The organism is Spirochaetota bacterium, from assembly GCA_025061835.1.
GTDB lineage: Bacteria > Spirochaetota > Brevinematia > DTOW01 > DTOW01 > SKYB106.
Genome location: JANXAC010000001.1, coordinates 219,583 through 237,850, shown reverse-complemented (window position 1 = coordinate 237,850; position 18,268 = coordinate 219,583). Strand labels below are relative to the sequence as shown.

General features: G+C 33.5%; 18 protein-coding genes. 15 read left to right on the top strand and 3 right to left on the bottom strand.

Annotated features, from left to right (window positions below; all coding sequences use genetic code 11):
• The first annotated feature begins 144 nt into the window (after positions 1-144).
• The 7 genes from NZ579_01120 (at position 145) to NZ579_01090 (ending at position 7,161) form a co-directional block, all read left to right on the top strand.
• A complete protein-coding gene (locus tag NZ579_01120; protein MCS7298545.1) occupies positions 145-912 on the top strand; it encodes an AAA family ATPase in 768 nt (255 codons plus the stop codon).
• Positions 913-926: 14 nt separating this feature from the next.
• Positions 927-1,799, top strand: a complete 873-nt coding sequence (locus NZ579_01115; GenBank protein MCS7298544.1) for a ParB/RepB/Spo0J family partition protein — start codon at positions 927-929, stop codon at positions 1,797-1,799.
• Between the two features lie 32 nt (positions 1,800-1,831).
• Positions 1,832-2,767 (top strand): ParB N-terminal domain-containing protein, encoded by a 936-nt coding sequence (locus NZ579_01110; GenBank protein MCS7298543.1) that lies wholly within the window; start codon positions 1,832-1,834, stop codon positions 2,765-2,767.
• A gap of 575 nt (positions 2,768-3,342) precedes the next feature.
• Positions 3,343-3,576: a glutathione S-transferase N-terminal domain-containing protein gene (locus NZ579_01105; protein ID MCS7298542.1), complete on the top strand. Its 234-nt coding sequence runs from the start codon at positions 3,343-3,345 to the stop codon at positions 3,574-3,576.
• Positions 3,577-3,868: 292 nt separating this feature from the next.
• A complete protein-coding gene (locus NZ579_01100; protein MCS7298541.1) occupies positions 3,869-5,215 on the top strand; it encodes a fibronectin type III domain-containing protein in 1,347 nt (448 codons plus the stop codon).
• 79 nt (positions 5,216-5,294) lie between these two features.
• Positions 5,295-6,320, top strand: a complete 1,026-nt coding sequence (locus tag NZ579_01095) for a rod shape-determining protein (GenBank protein MCS7298540.1) — start codon at positions 5,295-5,297, stop codon at positions 6,318-6,320.
• A 1-nt stretch (position 6,321) separates the two neighbouring features.
• A complete protein-coding gene (locus NZ579_01090) occupies positions 6,322-7,161 on the top strand; it encodes a rod shape-determining protein MreC (GenBank protein MCS7298539.1) in 840 nt (279 codons plus the stop codon).
• A gap of 3 nt (positions 7,162-7,164) precedes the next feature.
• Here the strand turns inward: NZ579_01090 and NZ579_01085 are convergent, their stop codons facing one another.
• Entirely contained in the window at positions 7,165-7,467 is a 303-nt protein-coding gene (locus NZ579_01085; protein ID MCS7298538.1) for a rod-binding protein, read from the bottom strand.
• A gap of 124 nt (positions 7,468-7,591) precedes the next feature.
• Here NZ579_01085 and NZ579_01080 point away from each other — a divergent pair, with 124 nt between their 5' ends.
• On the top strand, positions 7,592-7,858 hold the full coding sequence (locus NZ579_01080) for a co-chaperone GroES (protein ID MCS7298537.1): 267 nt from the start codon (positions 7,592-7,594) through the stop codon (positions 7,856-7,858).
• On the opposite strand, the gene thiE is transcribed toward NZ579_01080, so the two are convergent.
• Positions 7,859-8,533, bottom strand: coding sequence for a thiamine phosphate synthase (gene thiE, locus NZ579_01075; protein MCS7298536.1), 675 nt, complete (start codon positions 8,531-8,533; stop codon positions 7,859-7,861).
• Between the two features lie 65 nt (positions 8,534-8,598).
• On the opposite strand from thiE, the gene NZ579_01070 reads away from it, so the two are divergent.
• Genes NZ579_01070 through NZ579_01055 form a run of 4 tightly spaced genes read left to right on the top strand, consistent with a single transcriptional unit; the run spans position 8,599 to position 13,319 of the window.
• Complete coding sequence (locus tag NZ579_01070; GenBank protein ID MCS7298535.1) at positions 8,599-10,596, top strand: DHH family phosphoesterase; 1,998 nt, start codon at positions 8,599-8,601, stop codon at positions 10,594-10,596.
• Complete coding sequence (locus tag NZ579_01065; protein MCS7298534.1) at positions 10,589-11,767, top strand: PilZ domain-containing protein; 1,179 nt, start codon at positions 10,589-10,591, stop codon at positions 11,765-11,767. The genes NZ579_01070 and NZ579_01065 overlap by 8 nt, the downstream gene beginning before the upstream one ends.
• A gap of 35 nt (positions 11,768-11,802) precedes the next feature.
• Positions 11,803-12,192 (top strand): metal-dependent transcriptional regulator, encoded by a 390-nt coding sequence (locus NZ579_01060; GenBank protein MCS7298533.1) that lies wholly within the window; start codon positions 11,803-11,805, stop codon positions 12,190-12,192.
• The gene (locus NZ579_01055) at positions 12,189-13,319 is read left to right on the top strand and encodes a hypothetical protein (protein MCS7298532.1); all 1,131 of its coding nucleotides are present in this window, start codon (positions 12,189-12,191) and stop codon (positions 13,317-13,319) included. Before NZ579_01060 ends, NZ579_01055 begins: the two co-directional genes overlap by 4 nt.
• Position 13,320: 1 nt before the next feature.
• Here the strand turns inward: NZ579_01055 and serS are convergent, their stop codons facing one another.
• Positions 13,321-14,598 carry a serine--tRNA ligase gene (serS, locus tag NZ579_01050; protein ID MCS7298531.1) on the bottom strand — a complete coding sequence of 426 codons (1,278 nt, stop codon included), beginning with the start codon at positions 14,596-14,598 and terminating at the stop codon, positions 13,321-13,323.
• Positions 14,599-15,139: 541 nt separating this feature from the next.
• Between serS and crtI the strand changes: the two genes are divergently transcribed.
• The 3 genes from crtI to NZ579_01035 are packed head-to-tail and all read left to right on the top strand — an operon-like array spanning position 15,140 to position 18,208.
• Positions 15,140-16,576, top strand: a complete 1,437-nt coding sequence (crtI, locus tag NZ579_01045) for a phytoene desaturase family protein (GenBank protein MCS7298530.1) — start codon at positions 15,140-15,142, stop codon at positions 16,574-16,576.
• On the top strand, positions 16,560-17,336 hold the full coding sequence (locus tag NZ579_01040) for a carotenoid biosynthesis protein (protein MCS7298529.1): 777 nt from the start codon (positions 16,560-16,562) through the stop codon (positions 17,334-17,336). The genes crtI and NZ579_01040 overlap by 17 nt, the downstream gene beginning before the upstream one ends.
• Positions 17,330-18,208, top strand: coding sequence for a phytoene/squalene synthase family protein (locus tag NZ579_01035; GenBank protein MCS7298528.1), 879 nt, complete (start codon positions 17,330-17,332; stop codon positions 18,206-18,208). The genes NZ579_01040 and NZ579_01035 overlap by 7 nt, the downstream gene beginning before the upstream one ends.
• Positions 18,209-18,268 lie beyond the last annotated feature (60 nt).

The window sequence follows — 18,268 nt, the reverse complement described above, 5'->3', positions numbered from 1 at the left end:
GATGAATATGTACAACCACAAGGATATAAGTAAAAAGTCTATTATCCTTTCCAATCATCCTACTGAAATTATAACTTATTGACAAGACTTTATTTTGTTTTTACGATATTGTTATTTTATCATATAATTCAAGAAGGTGTTGGTATGGGGAAGTGTATAGTAGTTGCAAATCAAAAAGGTGGGGTTGGCAAGACAACAACTGTCATAAATATATCGCACTACATTGCAATGAGAGGCTACAAAGTTTTAGCAGTGGATATAGATCCTCAAGGTAATCTTGGCAGGGGGCTTGGAATAGAACTTTCCAGTTCAAGAAAGGGAACTTACGAAGCACTTATGAACCAAGAAGACCCAAATGATATTGTTATACCCTCTAAATATGATAATTTATTCATTCTTCCTGCTAATATTCAGTTGGCTGGAGCACAGGTTGAACTAATGGACTATGAAGATAAGGATTTCAGACTAAAAAATTTTATTTCAGAAGTTAAAGAATTCTTTGACTTTATCTTTATAGACACTCCACCATCGCTGGGCATTCTTACAATAAATGGACTAGTTGCTGCGGATAGTGTTTTAATTCCTTTGCAGACAGAATTTTTTGCCATGGAAGGATTAGTTCAACTTCTCAAAACCATAAAAACAATTCAGAAATCTCTCAATACTTCATTGACGATTGAAGGATTATTACTGACTATGTATGACATAAGGACGAAGTTATCAAAAGATGTAGCAGAGCAGGCAAAAGATTATTTCAAAGAGAGAGTATATAACAGTTTTATCCCTAGAAATGTAAGGCTATCTGAAGCACCTAGTTATGGCAAATCAATATTTGATTATGATCCGACCTGTCCGGGAGCAATAGCATACCAAAAGGTAGCAGAAGAAATATTAGCAGCAAATAAAATCTAACTATGGAGGTCTATATGAAGGAAAGAGGACTTGGGAAGGGGATAAAAGCATTACTTGAAGACTTTGATTTAGAAGATAGATCAAAAATAACCAATGTTAGTATTGACAAGATAAAGCCAAATCCAAATCAACCAAGAAAGAACTTTAATGAAAACTCTTTAAAGGAACTTGCAGAATCAATAAAAGAGAAGGGGATATTACAACCTATAATTGTTAGAGAGAGGAATGGATATTATGAGATAGTAGCGGGTGAGAGGAGGTGGCGTTCAGCAAAGATTGCTGGATTATCGGAGGTTCCAGTTATAATTAGAAATGACATTGATGACACAAACAGTTTGGAACTAGCATTGATAGAAAATATTCAAAGGGAAGATCTAAACCCGATTGACCTAGCTAGCGCTTACAACGAACTTATAGAGAAATACAATCTTACACAAGAGGACATATCAAAAGTCGTAGGTAAAAGTAGGTCTGCCGTTGCGAACACTTTAAGGCTACTAAAATTACCAGATAAGGTTAAAGAATATATAATTCAAGGAACACTTTCAGAAGGTCATGGTAGAACACTACTTTCACTAGAAAGTGATGAAGAAATACTAAAAGTGGCAAAGGAGTGTATAGACAAGAATTTATCTGTTAGAGAACTTGAAGAACTTATCAATTTTCGCAAAAATTCTGGTATAACTCTGAATGTTTCACGTGAAACAAAACAAAATAAAAACATTTCAAAAAGCATGGAAATTTCAAACATAGAAGAAGACTTTATAGAAAGATTAGGAACCAAAGTTTCTGTAATAGGCGACTTAAATAAGGGAAAGATAGTAATAAATTACTACTCTAGAGATGACCTTGAAAAAATTTATAGTATCTTGATGAACAAAAAATAAACTGTTTCACATGAAACATAAACGAGGTATTTATGTCTCTCAAAAGTAGGATTGAATTTGAAAAAGCAAGAGCAAGAAGCAAACTAAACGAAATAATAATGAGTTTATCCATAGGAGCAAACGAACTCTTCTCTCTTGATGAAGTTAAACTATTAACAAAATCCTACGCCTACAGGTATAGAGGTATTCAAAGCATTCCACTGTCAAAAATAAAAGGTAGCGAAGGTAGGTATAACGACTTTGATAGAGAGTTCTTACCTAAACATGAAGGAGTAAGAGATAAATGGGAAAACATGATGGACTTCATTGATAAAACACCAAAAATACCACCAATAGTTGTCTATAAGATTGGAAACAGCTATATAGTAAGAGATGGAAATCATAGAGTTTCGGTAGCAAAAAGACTTGGTCTTGAATACATTGACGCAGAAGTCATTGAAATGTTAACAAAATTTCCTATAAAAGAATTATCCGAAAAAGAATTACTATTGGCAGACGCATACCACCTGTTCATTGAAGAAACACACTTTGACAAAGTTCTACCAAACGCTCACATAGAACTCACAAACCCTTGGGGATACATAACATTAATTGAACACATAAAAACTTACAAATACTTCGTAAGCGAAAGACTAGGAAGAGAAGTATCAATTGAAGAAGCAGTAAAAGATTGGTATCAAAATATGTTTCTCAAGGTAACTGAAATCATAAAAAAGAAAAAATTAACCAAATACTTCCCTCACAGAACTCCCGATGATATTTACATATGGATTATGGATCATTGGCACTACCTGAAAGAGAATACCGAAAATCCACTACTTCCTATAGAGAAAGCCATTGAAGACTTTGAAAAATTCCACCAAAGAATAGATATCAGTAGAATAAAAAAAACAATAATAAGCCTAATACTCCTACCAATAAAACTTCTTTACAAATTCCTAAGGTTCTTGCTAAAGAAAGTAATCTAACTTGCCAACTTACAGATTATCCAATAAATTACAAACTTAAGAAACTTACAAACGTCTAGAAGGTTACGAAGACCATGCAAGTTTTATTAATAAACAATAATGTCAGATTTAAGATTAGTTCTTAACTTTGGATTTGATGTTTCAGACTAGAGTACAAAAAATTAGAAATCTACCCAACTACAATAACAAAAAAGAATGATCAAAACACTTTTATAATCCCTACCTCTAGACATAGTAGAAATTAGAAATCTACGCTAATATGGATATTCTGTAGAATTATATATCACTATTATATCACCAAGAGTAATCATTTAACTATTTATGTAAGTTCTGCAAAACTTTTCAATCCTAGCGTTAATACACCTTACTATAATATTCACTAAACTTTAAGTTCTTTAAAATCCAAATTTTCTAATTTCATTTATCCCCAACAAATACTACTAACAGTATGCATAGCACTATATGTAAGATCCTTTAACTTAAATTCCTATCAACTCTAATAAAAATCTCTTGACTACGCCTAAAAATTTTTATATACTATATACAGTATATATGTATATCAAAGGAGGTAGACTATGGAAGTCAAAGTTTATTCTACACCTAGTTGTCCATACTGCAATATGGTTAAGAATTACTTAAGGTCAAAAGGTATAAAATTTGTTGATTACGATGTATCCAAAGATGAAAGAAAGGCTATGGAAATGGTTAGGATTTCAGGACAGATGGGAGTTCCTGTAGTGGTCATAAACGGAAAAGTTATAGTCGGTTTCAATAAGCCAATGATAGACAGGATGTTAAATCTTTCATAGGATGGTGTAAAAATCTATAGAAGGCATATAACGAGACATATTTCTTCCATAATTGTCATAAACTACTCAAAACTACAATTTGCTATAAAATACTCTTTATTCTTACGATGTAAAAAGTGTTTCTAAAACAAATGTTTGTTGTATCTGTAAGTATATACTTACCAATCTTCTCTATTAAGATCTTAAACTATATTTTTGAACTTAATCAATCACTTACAAAAGACTAGAATATTATATTTTTCTTCATCAAAAACTCCCAGAAAATGACTACAATCCGATAATAACTAGAAGTATGATAAGAGTAATATTCACAGTATTACTATTAATCTTTGGATGGAATACAAAAGTACTATCCTCACAGATCATATTGAAACTTGAAGATTTTGGGTTTGTAAGTGAGAGACTAGATGTTATGAATATACCACCACAGAGCATATTCCTTGACCTTTCAAAAGATCAACCTGACGATATGAGATTCATAAAATACTCCTTTGACACTCAACTTGTTGGTAGTAAAAAAGTTGGCAAGTTCTTTACAAAGCACCATGGCATATCGTTCATATCATCTCAAAGTCTAATAGGAGTTCCTATAATAAGCAGCATATTCTCAATTTATCTGTCATTTTGGGCTTCTAGACTTGATGAAGGAACAGTTCTGGCTAGGTTCTACTCTATTGAAGATACCAGTAGAAGTATTGAAGTATTCGTAAGAAAGTCAAGAATACACATATCCATCAAAGGCATTGTGGTCAAACCTGATGGAGAGAGGAAGGAAGTTGAGTTAATTTCTGATGAAACGATAACACCAAAAAATTGGTATGAAATATCTTTGGTTCTTGATACTATAAATTCTAGAATATCATTCTACATAAATGGAATTGAAACCGACAGAGAGATAGTCAAACCAGCTAGTATTGAACTAGCAACTACTGAAAGCATAATAGAATTTTTTACAGACTTTTTTGGGTATGGTGAAAGCATATTAATTACCCCAACATTTATAAGATCAATGCCTAAAAGAACTATTCAAATTCCTAATTTGATTTCTAAAGTAATAGATACTAGAGATCCATCAACGAGAATTGATAAGATCATACTAAACGGCAAAGGTAAATTTATAATCCAATATAGAATATCAAACAATCTATACGAACTACTAAATAACGTAGCCGATTGGAAGGATATCAACGAAATCAAAGATAGGAAAGGAAGGTATATACAAGTCAAGATAACCCCTGTTATGGATTACGAACAGAATGCACTTGAAAGTATAGAAATACATACGATTAATGATATACAACCCCAAAGACCTTCAATACTATCTGCAGAGTCTAGGAAAAACGGAGAGGTAACCGTATATTGGAAGAACGATATTGATGATGAGATTGAATACTATGAGATATATTATGGTCCTTTTGACAGAAAATATTTTGGAAGCGAATCACTGAACGGAGTATCACCGATAAGGGTCAAAAAACCATTAAAATTCTATCCAGTCCTTAAATACACCATAAGAGGATTAGCAAACAATAAGACTTATTACTTTGCCATAAGGAGTGTAAGGAAAGATGGATCAAAGAGTGAATATTCCGAAGAAACAAGTGCTGTCCCATCAATAAGTGTGAGTAGAGGTAATTAGGGTTAAAAACATTTAGTTATTCCTTTGATTTGTAAAAGAGCCAATTATATGTTTATAATGAGTTTAGAGGTTGGGGTTTATGAATCTTTTTGGTAGGATTACAGATGCATTTACAAATGAGATTGGAGTAGATTTAGGAACAGCAAATACACTGATTTATGTAAAAGGAAAGGGGATAGTTCTTTCGGAACCTTCTGTTGTATCAATAGAAACTAGGACTGGTAATGTGATAGCAGTAGGATACGAAGCAAAAAGAATGCTTGAGAGAACACCTGGTGAGATTATGGCTATCAGACCTATGAAGGATGGTGTAATTGCAGATTTTGAGGCAGTTGGTAAGATGCTTAAGTATTTTCTTTTAAAGGCTCAAGACAGAAAACTTATAAAACCAACTGTGGTAATAGGAGTTCCTTCAGGTGTTACAGAAGTTGAGAGAAGGGCGGTCCGAGAAGCAGCAGAACTTGCAGGTGCAGCAAAGATATATTTGGTTGAGCAATCATTAGCAGCAGCAATCGGCGCAGAACTACCTATAAGCGAACCTTACGGACATATGGTGATAGACATAGGCGGAGGCACTACCGAAATAGCAGTTATATCTCTCGGTGGCATAGTTGTTTCAAAATCAATAAAAGTCGGTGGTGACAAATTTGATGAAGCGATAGTTCATTACTTAAAGAAAAACCATAACTTACTTATTGGAGAAACAACAGCAGAAGAGATAAAGAAAAACATAGGCAGTGCATCTCCATTACAAGAAGTTCTAACTATGGAAGTAAAAGGTAGAGATACGATAACAGGATTACCAAAAACTATAAGAGCAGATAGCACTGAAATAAGGGAAGCACTACAAGGACCTCTACAGGAGATACTAGACGCTGTAAAGCAGGTTCTTGATGAAACTCCAGCAACTCTATCCGCTGACTTGGTTGATAGGGGAATAGTCCTTACAGGTGGTGGTGCTTTACTAAAGGGTATGGATAAGTTCTTCCAACACCATATGAAAATACCAGTTATAGTAGCAAGCAATCCTATGGCTTGTGTTGCGGTAGGAACTGGTAAATATCTGGATTTCTTAAGGCAACACAAGATAGGACAAATAATATAGTATGGATGTAAAAAGAGCAAAATACACATCACCGTTCTTGGTTTATGCGATAGTTTTGTCAATATCTATAGTATTGCTAATATTCACCTCAATAACACACTATGTGAATCTTTCCATAAAGTTTGTTGGTAATGTTATTCTAACACCTATCATACTCCTGTCAAATGTATCATCCCAAGCGTTAACATCTCTTTCATCAAGTTGGACCAGCTTTACAAGAAGTATTGAACGAATAAGAGAACTTGAGGAGGAGAACGAAAAATTGAAGAAGAAATCCGCATTAGTTGACTACTATGAGACAGAAAACAAAAGATTATCAATAATGTTAAATGTCGTTCAATCTCTACCATACAAAGTTGAAGTTGCTAATATAATCTCTTCTGGTTTTGACTCTGCTGAAGAGACGATAGTTGTTGATAAAGGTATGGCTAATGGAATAGTAAAGAATATGCCTGTAATTGCTTACTTTATGGGTAATATAGCACTGGTAGGAATAGTAAAAGAAGTATATCTAACATCAAGTGTCATTGAAACAATACTTTCACCCAATATAAATGTTGGTGTTATGCTTGAATCATCACAAGAAGTAGGCATACTTTATGGAAATGGGAAATTAAACGGAACATCTAGCGTAAAATATATATCGGATAATATTAATGTAAGAGTGGGATCTGAAAGAATATTCACATTTTCCAAGAGTCTGAAATACCCTGGAGGTATTCTAGTAGGAACCGTTATATTATCAAAAAAACGAGAAAGAAGTAGATACCAAGAAGTAGTTGTAAAACCTGCTATTGACATAAAGAACATCTCATCAGTTATGATAATAAAGGAAAGATAATTTTTATAGATTATTTTTGTAAAGATCTTGTATCTTTTCTGATATTCCTAATGAAGTATTTCTTGAGATTAACTTCGCATACTCCCAATACAGTAGATCTCTAAAAATATCCTCCCTAAAGCCTTTAAGAAAACCAGTTTCGTTTATACTCTTTCTCATCTCCTTCAGCATCATATTAACGAAAATCGCTTCAAACTCTTCAGCAACTTCCCTGAGCTTTGTAAGATTAGCACTCCTAATCTTGTCTTTTACAGACTCTACCTTCACAACATCCATTAGACTTGTGTAATCAATACTATTGACCATAGAATATTTATCGGAAAGTATTTAACGATCAAGAGTTTTGAAGAAAGATACCAATATACCTCTATTGACATAAAGTCATGTTTTTGTTATATTTTATTAGCGTTTGACGATTAGGGGGTGTAGTATGAAGGTAAAGCCTTTAGGAGATAGGTTACTTGTTAAAGTTTTACAAGTTGAGGAAAAAACCAAAGGAGGTATTTACATACCTCAAACTGCTCAAGAGAAGACACAACAAGGTATCGTTGAAGAGATAGGTGATCCTGATCTTGTCAAGGTAAAGGTTGGACAAAAGGTAATATACGACAAATATGCTGGAACTCAAATAAAGATAGATGAAGTTGAGTATCTAATTCTCAAGAATGATGATGTTTTAGCTGTCGTTGAGGACTAGCTATATGGAGGAGTTCTGCTCCTCCAGAACTTTGTTCCATATATCGTATAATCTTCTTATCTTTGCTTTTATATCCTCTGATTGAGTAATGTCTGTTACTATACAGATACACTTTGCTCCCCTTTTCACAACTTCACCTATATTATGTTCTTTTATCCCTCCTATTGCTACAACTGGAACTGTTGAATTCTTAAGTGCAAAATCAAGATATTTCAATCCAACAGGCGGTATAACATCTTCTTTGGTATGAGTTTCAAACAATGGTCCTGCTCCTATATAATCAACACCTTTGTTTATCATATCAATCATCTGGAAATCCCAGTGTGTTGAACCACCTATTATCATATCATCCCCTACAATTTTTCTAACTTCATCTGCAGGGTAATCTTCATGCCCTACATGAACACCATCGGCTTCAACCATCATAGCCAAATCTACATAATCATCCACTATCATTAACGCACCATAATCTCTTGTAATCTTCCTTATCTCTTTTGCCTCGTTGTATCTATAAAGCCCCTTTTTCTTTTTCTCACGATACTGTATTATCTTTATACCGGCTTCAACCATCTCCTTTACCAATTGTATATTCGTTCTACCCAACGAATATTCCTCGGCAGTTATACAATAGATCTGATTTTGGTAAAAAAGAGACATTTTTTCTTGCTTTGTCATACATCAAATTATTATTCCCACCAAAAAGAATTATCAATATAAATTGTTTTATAATTACCTTGTCTATGAACAGCATAATCAGAAACTTCCTCAACCGTAAAAACCTATTCACTAAAGAAAACGAAAGAATACTATTTGAAATCTTTAAACACCTTGAAAAGGAAGACCTGTACTATACGCTTAACGTTTGTCCCTCATCACTTTTCTCACCGTTCGTATTTGAAGATATGGACAAAGTATGTAGCAAAATAGTACAAAACATTAAGAACAATAACAACATACTAATATTCGGTGACAGAGACGTAGATGGAATGATAGGGACTTTTATTCTCAAACATTTTCTAGAGAACCTCAAGAAATCATTTAACTCAAACTCCGAAATATTCTACGAAGTTCCTGAAGGCAATGATGTTTATGGAATTACTCCTGATGATGTAATAAAATACTCAAACAGAGTGTCTCTTATAATAACTGTAGATAACGGCACATCCGCTATAGACGCACTTAAAGAGGCTAAAAATTTAGGAATTGATGTCATAATTACTGACCACCATGAATTACACAACAATGATGTTTTTAAGTATTCCTATGGGGTTTTGAACCCAAAGATTAAAAAGACTGAAGGGAAGTATCTCTCCGGTAGTGGCGTTGTTTTCTTTTTGATACTAGGGATACTAATAAAACACTATTACAACAATACAAGTTTTTCTCATATAAACATAACCAAAGACAATATTGTTGAATTAACTGATGTAGATAAATTTGTTCCGAAAACTCATATTTATAAATTAGATGATTTTAGAAGAAGAACAGATATTGCCAGAAGAACTTTCCTATTCATCAGCAAGGAACATTTTGGTAGAATTTCAAGGTTAGTTGATTTATCAAAAATTGTTGATAAATTCTATTACTTTCAGAGCGTTTGTTCTTTCTTTGGACTAAAGGAGTGCAATTTTCAAAAATTCCTATCAGACTCTAACATTCCTCCGTTCTATTCAGAAGGAGAAAAGTTATCAAAAGTTATGTTTCTAATACACATACTTAACAAAGATGAAATAAAAAATTATGTAGACACTTACTTACCCCTAGTTGGTTTATCTGTATTGTCAGACAATATGCCTTACTTGTCTTACAACAAGTTCTTCATAAAAGAAACTATAGACAAGCTAGATAGGATTAATATAGAAAGTATGAAACTTCTAATCTCAGAGATAGTTGGTAATAACAAATTAAACATATGGAACTTGACCATAAATGTAACACCTTTTATAAACTCTGCTGGCAGAATGGGTAAGGGGTCAAAAATTGTAGAACTACTGCTTGAAAATAATATTCAAAGAATTAAAAGCATGATATCAGAATTAAGAACGATTAACAATAACAGAAAAGCGATAATAAATCAAGTTAGCAAGAAATATTCCGAGGTAATAAAGAGAGATAGAATCTTTGTAAGTAATGAAATTGATAAAGGTATCATAAGTATACTATCAACAAGAATATCAAATGAGGTTGATTCCCCTATAGTCTTGATCAGCAATAGTGGGGATGGAGATAAGTATTCAGGTTCTGCTAGGTTTAGGAATGGAGATATATTTTCAATTATAATGTCTTTGTCTAAACATCTTGAAAATTTTGGAGGACACAAGAAAGCTGCTGGTTTCGTAATATTGGAAAAGAATATCCAGAGTTTTATAAACGATTTCAGAAATATAGATTACACAAAGTTTAAGGACGAACTAAAACCACTTATGAAAATAAAAATATCCGAATTTTACAACAGATATGTAAAGCTACTGTATTCAATAGAACCTTTGAACGAAGATTATAAGCCCATCTTTGAGGACAGAGTCATTATACAGGATTTCAGAAGATCTCGTTCGGGCAAATCATACCAACTGAATATAGATAATAGATGGTTCAATGTAATATACACAGATACAGATTACATCAGAAAGTTTATCGGTACTGAAGTTATAATACTATACTCTTACGATATCATCTTTGAAAATAATTTGCAACAAGAAGTTTTCTATCCGAAAATTTTGGAGATAAGAAATGTTTGATGAAGGCATAGTAGAACCTCAGAAAATAGTTTCTTTCCTTAAGAGGTTAAGGAGCATAAATACAACTATTGAGATAATCTATAAAAATTCAAAAACGAAAGGAAATGTTAGGTATGTAGGAGACTATAGTTTTGAAATATCCACCCAATCTCCAATTGATATTAGCGACCCAATAATAGAATTAGAGCTACCTTTTGAGAATAAGATATACCACATAAGAACAGAAGTTTTGAACAAAAGAGACAACATCCTACTCTTAATTATGCCAACGAAGATAGAAGTATGGACCAAGAGAAAGTATCCTAGAAAGAATGTGTATGGTAAATTATTTATGAGTATATCGTTTATAAAACCTTTGGATTTTTCAAGAATAGTCGAAAAAAAAGAAGAAATCCCAGACAACTTAAAAGACATAAAAACTGAACTTGATAAAGACCTTCCTGACCTAAAGAAGATTGTTAGTATGATAATAAGAGAAATTCATAAGACATCGGAGAAGTATGATTTTATCTTCTATAAAAGAGGTATGTCTTTATCATCATCAGCGATAGTAAGTATGTATTTTAGAAAACCACTTTTTGTTGAAGATACTTCAAACCTAGAAAGCTACATCACAAGCTACGAAGTGTTCAACATAATAACATATGGCGACTATATGCGAAAGATGTCATGGAGTGAAACCAAAGTTATAGAACAGATAAGGAAATTGAGAGCATCATTCCTAGAACAAAACATCAGGAGTTTTATATGTGTTCCTATAAAAGTCATAAACGATATAATAGGTTTTATAGTATGCAAGAACACTAGTAAACAATTCTCTATCAAGGATGTAATTTTCATAGACGCCCTAGCAGGGATAGTATCCGAAGCATACATAAAAACCAAAATTAACGCTATCAAGAACGCAGGAGAACTCTCATTACAAGTAATAGACATAAGCGCAGGTGGAATAAGATTTGAAGTTGATGATATTATAGGCAAGATAATGAAAGTAGGGGACTCAATAAGAACTTTTATCAACATTGAAGGTAGGAATATACAGGCTATTGCTAGGATCCTAAGAATAGATACAACTAAAAATACCAAAAAACTATGGGTAGCTGGAGCATTTACATTCATCTCTCCAGACGATCAACAGTTCATACTATCCTACACTACCAGAGATAATTAGAATGTTATTCTACAATCTTTTAGAATTCCATTTGTATGCCAAGAAAAGTTGAAGATCAATTAACAAGAGGTCTTAAGAAATATCTTAAGGTAATCTCAGATATTGAGGTAGAAAAGGGGGTTGTAAGAGTTAAAGAAATAGCAGATAGGCTTAGAGTTTCAATGTCATCTGTCTCAACCTCGTTAAAAAAACTATCAAACTTAGGCTATATTGACTACGAAAAACACTTCTTTGTAAGATTTACATTTAAAGGGAAAGCACTAGCCGATAAGTTCCACTACAACTCAACATTACTCTACAGGTTCTTCGTTGATGTTCTTAAAGTTGACGAGAAAACAGCAAAACTCCAAGCAGATGAAATATCCGTTGATATCTTTGATGATGTAATTCAAAAACTTGAACTATACCTTAACACGAGGGTATGAAGAAAAGTAAAACAACAGAAGAAATAATCAACGAAATTATAACACTATACAGTCAAGGAGAATTCGGTAAGGTTATAAATATCGTTGATGAAAACCTTGAAGTTGATAACTCTGATCTACTTACAAAGAAGATATACTCATTCTCCCTTTTGAGGACTGGAAACATATTTGAAGCAGAATACATAATTGACAAAGCTTTAGAAGGTAATCCTGAAGACTCCGAACTACTCAATGCTATGGGGTATATCCAGATAATGAAAGGTAATAAGACACCAGCATTAAACTATCTTCTTGATGCAGACTACTACTCCCAAGGTGAAACGAAAGAAAGAATAAAATCAAACCTAAAACTCTTTTCGGAATACCCGGACATTAACACTCTAAAATCAATAGTTAAACCTAAGGACTTCTTAATCCTATCACTTCCAAAAGTCAAAAAGAAATTACTGAAAATGCCTAACTTCAAATTGCCTACGATAAGTAGTAAGATTATGGCAATCCTAGGAGTAATTGCATTAACCTTTGGTGTTATATACCTAGTCTTATCAAACCTACTAAACAAAACAAACACAAAAGATATAGTTTCTGAAAACATTTCAAGGATTGAACTAGAGAGTGCCACAAAACTTGTTGAACCAAAACCAATTTTAACAAATGATATAAGGCTTTCTGAAAAGGAAATTTCTTCTATCTTTAATGAGATAAGGATTCTTTTGTCTAAGGATCGTAGCTCAAACAAAGCAAGGTTTCTAGCAAACTATCTCTTAAACTCAAATGCTTCAACAGAAGTAAAGAGTAAAGTGGAAGTCCTAAAGACTTTCATGGAAGAACCAGATATAAATCTAGACTGGCAACCGATATACGAAGAAGTTAGTTCAAAACCTACTATTTACGATGGAGTATATGTATCTTGGAGGGGCAAAGTAGTCAATGCTGTAAAACAACCCAACTATACCGAATTCACATTTCTAATATATGGTGATAACGAAAGTATTGTAAAAGGCTTCATCAAAGGAGTAGCAAAAGAATTTCTAGACGGATACATCGGTCAAAACATACGAGTGATTGGTAAAATAACCGTCTCAAAGGATATTGTTCTAGAGGTTAAGAGGGTCGTTGGAAACTAAACTACCTTTCAGGTTCTATTCTATCAAACTGTGTGTATGGAACTAAAACTTCTGGTATCACAACAGTTCCATCTACTTGTTGGTAGTTTTCAAGTATCGCTATTACTGTTCTTCCAACTGCTAGTCCTGAACCGTTAAGTGTATGAACGAACTCCACTTTCTTGGTATCTTTTCTTCTAAATCTTATGTTCCCTCTCCTCGCTTGAAAATCAAGACAGTTTGAAACAGAAGATATCTCTCTATAAGTTCCATAACTTGGTATATAAACCTCAATATCGTAGCACTTTGAAGCAGAAAAACCCATATCTCCTGAAGATAGTTTTACAATCCTATGTGGTAAGTTAAGTGCTTTAAGCAAGTTAGATGCATCTTCAACCATCTTGAGGTGTTCCTTTTCAGAATCTTCTGGTTTCGTTATCTTTATAAGTTCAACTTTGTTGAACTGATGTTGTCTCAATATACCTCTAGTATCCTTACCATAGGAACCTGCCTCTTTTCTAAAACTTGGAGCGTATCCCGTTACACATATTGGTAATTCATCTTCGTCTAGGATTTGATCTCTAAATATATTCACAAGAGGAACTTCCGCCGTAGGGTTAAGAAAAAGGTCTTCATCCTCAAGTTTGTATAAATCCTGTTTGAATTTCGGAAGTTGTCCAGTAGATAGAAGAGACTCTCCTTTTACCAAAAACGGAACTAATATCTCCTTATATCCAGATTTTGTAGTATTATAATCTAGAAAAAAGTTTATCAAAGCTCTCTCAAGCCTTGCTCCTTTTCCCTTCATCACAACAAAACCTGAACCTGCAACTTTAGCAGCAGACTCAAAATCCATTATCCCAAGTCTTTCTCCAATCTCCCAATGCGGTTTGGGTTCAAATTCAAATTCCCTAATATCACCCCAATAACTTATAACTTCATTGCTTTTCTCATCTTCTCCCTGAGGAACATCATCAAGTGGCAGGTTCGGAACTAGAAGGAGTTTCTGTTTTATTTCTTCTTCCAAGTTATTCAGCATCTCTTCTCTCTCTTTTATCCTCTCTGATATTTCTGAAATCTCCTGTAATAGGCTTGAAGTATCTTGCCCTTTTGACTTTAGCATACCTATCTCTTTGGATAACTGTTTCTCTCTTGCTCTCAGATTATCTATTTCAAAAACCGCTTTCCTTCTATCTTCATACAGAGAGACGATGTAGTCTAAATCAACGGTACAATTTCTATATTTGATTTTTTCCTTTACTAGCGATAGATTTGAAACAATAAACTTTATATCTAACATAGCGCCCAAATTCTTACTTTATTCTGAACAATCTACAGTATCTAAGGCAATTTTGCAATACGCAGAGTAGTTCAGATGCAGTTTCTCCTTTCCATCACTGTTACTATCAGGGTAGTATGAATTATCTTCTTGGCAATCATCTAGAAGGTATCTAGTGAGAAGTGATACTCTGCAACCGATAAATCTGTCTAGAATCAAAGACTTGAGTAATCAAAAGGCTCATAATTTTATCCTCTCACCTAATTGAGATTATAGTTTATTGTTCAACATTCATATTCTAAAAGTCTAAAATTCACAATTAAGCGTAGTTTCTTCTTTTCCTTTTAGGTCTCTACAAATACAAAATAAACAATCTCCTAATAAGAAACTAAAGTAACCGTTATGAAGTGAAATCTTGGAACTAACAATCCTGCATAGCATCAAAATCAGTCAATAATCAAAATTTAGGATTTTATCAATTTTCAAAATGAAAAAACTGAAATTGTATTGCTTGACTATACTAGTTTAGTTTGATTATATTTAAAAACTTTTTGGGGGTCTTATGAAGGCTATCATAGTTGGTTCTGGTATTGGAGGACTTACATCGGCAGTAGAATTAAGAAGCCTAGGATTGGATGTTGAAGTTCTTGAAAAAAACCCTACTATCGGTGGTAGGATGAACTTCATAAGAAAGGACGGATACTACTTTGATACAGGTCCCTCACTTCTTATAATGCTCAAACCACTAAAAGACCTGTTTGAAAAAAACGGTAGAAAACTAGAAGACTACCTAAAAATCAAACTAATTGACCCCACATATAGGGTATATTTTGAGAAAGATGGTAGTGTTCTAGAACCTTCTGTAATTATTCCTAACTATCTTGCTCAAATACCTAACGAGATTGGAAATCTTTTGAAATTCTTTGGAGACATATCAAATATGTATCACTTCGTTATAACCAACCTAGTTTATAAAAATTTCAATACAATTTTTGATATGATAACTCCGAAAGGTGCTTATAACGCTCTAAAATTTGGCTTCCTTTCTAATCTGTATAGGAAGACTAGTAGTTATTTCAAAGATTACAGATTAAAGTGGCTTAATACTTTCCAATCTATGTATCTCGGCGTATCTCCTTATGATGCACCTTTTGCGTATGCTGTTGTTAATTACATGGAAAGTGTAGAAGGAGTATATTATGCCCTTGGAGGAATGTATAAAGTTGCAGAGGCTATCGCTAAACTCGCTCAAGAAATGGGGGTTAAGATAACAACAAATACTGAAGTCAAAAGTGTTGTCAATAGCAACGGTAAAAAAGTAGTTATAACTAACAGAGGAGAGTATGATGCCGACATCGTAGTTGTAAATGCTGACCTTACTTTCGCAAAAGAGAAACTTCTTAACAAGAAAGTCCCGAAATACAAGCATTCTTGTTCAACACTTATGTATTACATAGGTTATGAAGGTCAGACAGAACTACTACATCATAATGTATTTTTTGGAACTAAATTCAAAGAAGTTCTAGACGACATATTCAAGAGTGGTAAGTTTAATGAAGATATATCGTTCTACGTACATATCTCCGCAAAGACAGACCCAGAGCACGCACCAAAAAATTCTGAAAATATTTATATTCTCGTTCCTGTTTCAAATCTTGAGGTATCAAAAGAAGACTACAATACACTATCTCAAAATATCTTGAACATCGTATTTGATAGGTTAGAGAAGAGGACTAGTTTTAGAAGAGACAAAGTAAAGTTTGTAATAACAAGAACACCTAATGACTGGCAATCTCTTTACAATCTGTATCAAGGTAGCACCTTTGGTATCTCTCACACACTTTTCCAGTCAGCATATTTTAGACCTAAAAACTACGAGAAAGATATAAAAGGCTTGTATTATGTAGGTGCTTCAACGATACCAGGTAGTGGCATACCTATGGTAATCATATCAGCACAACTTGTCAAAGAAAGGATAAAAAATGACTATGGTTTATAACAGAACCATAGCAGTGCTACTAGGACTCACAATAGCAACCTCTATAATCAGTATCGTCGGTTATATACTGAAAGTTATTATTCTACCAGAACTAGACACATCTTCAATAGAAAACTATCTTTCACAAACATTCATACTCCTAACGATAGTTCTAGCACTCCTGATAGGAGTCAGTGCAATCGGTTATGAAAGAACAGCTGCTATATTTATTCTAACCTTTATAATTTCGTTCCTATTTGAGTTATCATCAACATACAACGGATTTCCGTATGGTAAGTATGAATACACTGACAGGATGGGATATAAACTACTTGGGGAAGTTCCTATCCTAATACCGCTTTCGTGGTTCTCAATAATCCTACCTTCATACCTTATCGGTCATAGACTTGGTTATAGAGGTTGGAATTTAGTGATAGTTTCATCTATTTTTGTACTTTTCTGGGATTTATCGCTTGAATATATGGCAAGTTATATCCAGAAGTTCTGGATTTGGGAAAGTGGTTTCTTCTACGGAATGCCGATTGAAAACTGGGGAGGATGGTTATTAACCGCATTTATCATTCATTCTTTATTCTACCTTCTTTTTGGTGATGAAAAAATTAACTATAGTAAAAATGCTTTATTACTTTATCTAACCATAACACTCTTTAGTGCTATTTTTTCAATAGTTTCAGGGGGACTTCTACCTGGGTTGCTCACAGTTGGAGGAATTCTAATCATTATTCTATCCTCAATATACAGAGGAGGCAAAATATGGTAGATCCCTATGAATATTGTAGAAGTATAATGGAGAAGTATGCCAAAACATTCTATTTAGCATCACAGAGACTCCCACTGAGTGATAGAAAACACTTTTGGAGCATATATGCATACTGCAGAACAGTTGATAATATCGCAGATGAATTGTTTCCAAACGATTCATCCAAAGGTATTGAAGAACTTGAGAGAGTCAAAAGAGACTTACTACTCTCTTATAACGGACAATATAACGGTGAAGACCTTATATTCATTGCTTTAAGTCAAACTTTCAAATCATACAAATTTAGGATAGAACCGTTCCTAGAACTAATAGAAGGTGCAAGGTGGGATTTATTAAAAAAACCTATAAACACTATAGATGATTTGATTTACTACTCTAGACTTGTCGCGGGTTCTGTCGGTGCTATGCTACTTCCTGTAATATCCAATGAACCTGATAGTTTATATGAAAGTGCCTATAACTACGGTGTGTTTATGCAAATTGTAAATATAATCCGAGATGTAGGCGAAGACATAAGAGACAGAAATAGGATATATATACCTACAGAACTTCTCAACGAACACAGCATTAGTGTTGAAGACATAAGAAAAGGAATAATAACTAGAAACTACAAGGTTATGATTGAAAGGCTTATGGAAATAGCAGAAAAGATTTTCTTTGAGAATGTCAGAACAGTCTGGAAGTTGAAAAAGGAAGTTAGAACTTCTATCTATCTAGCAGGTATATGGTATCTTGAGATACTTAACGCAGTTCGCTTCTCAAATTACGATAACCTAACTAAAAGAAATTACGTTCCCAAATTATTTAAATACGCGACTATTATCGGTGGCTACAAGATTAGGAAGAAAGTTGCCAAGTTCTTGTTTATCTAACTCGTTAGCAAATTTTGAACCTAGGATTGCTTTGGAATAGGATTTCATTGAATTGAATGA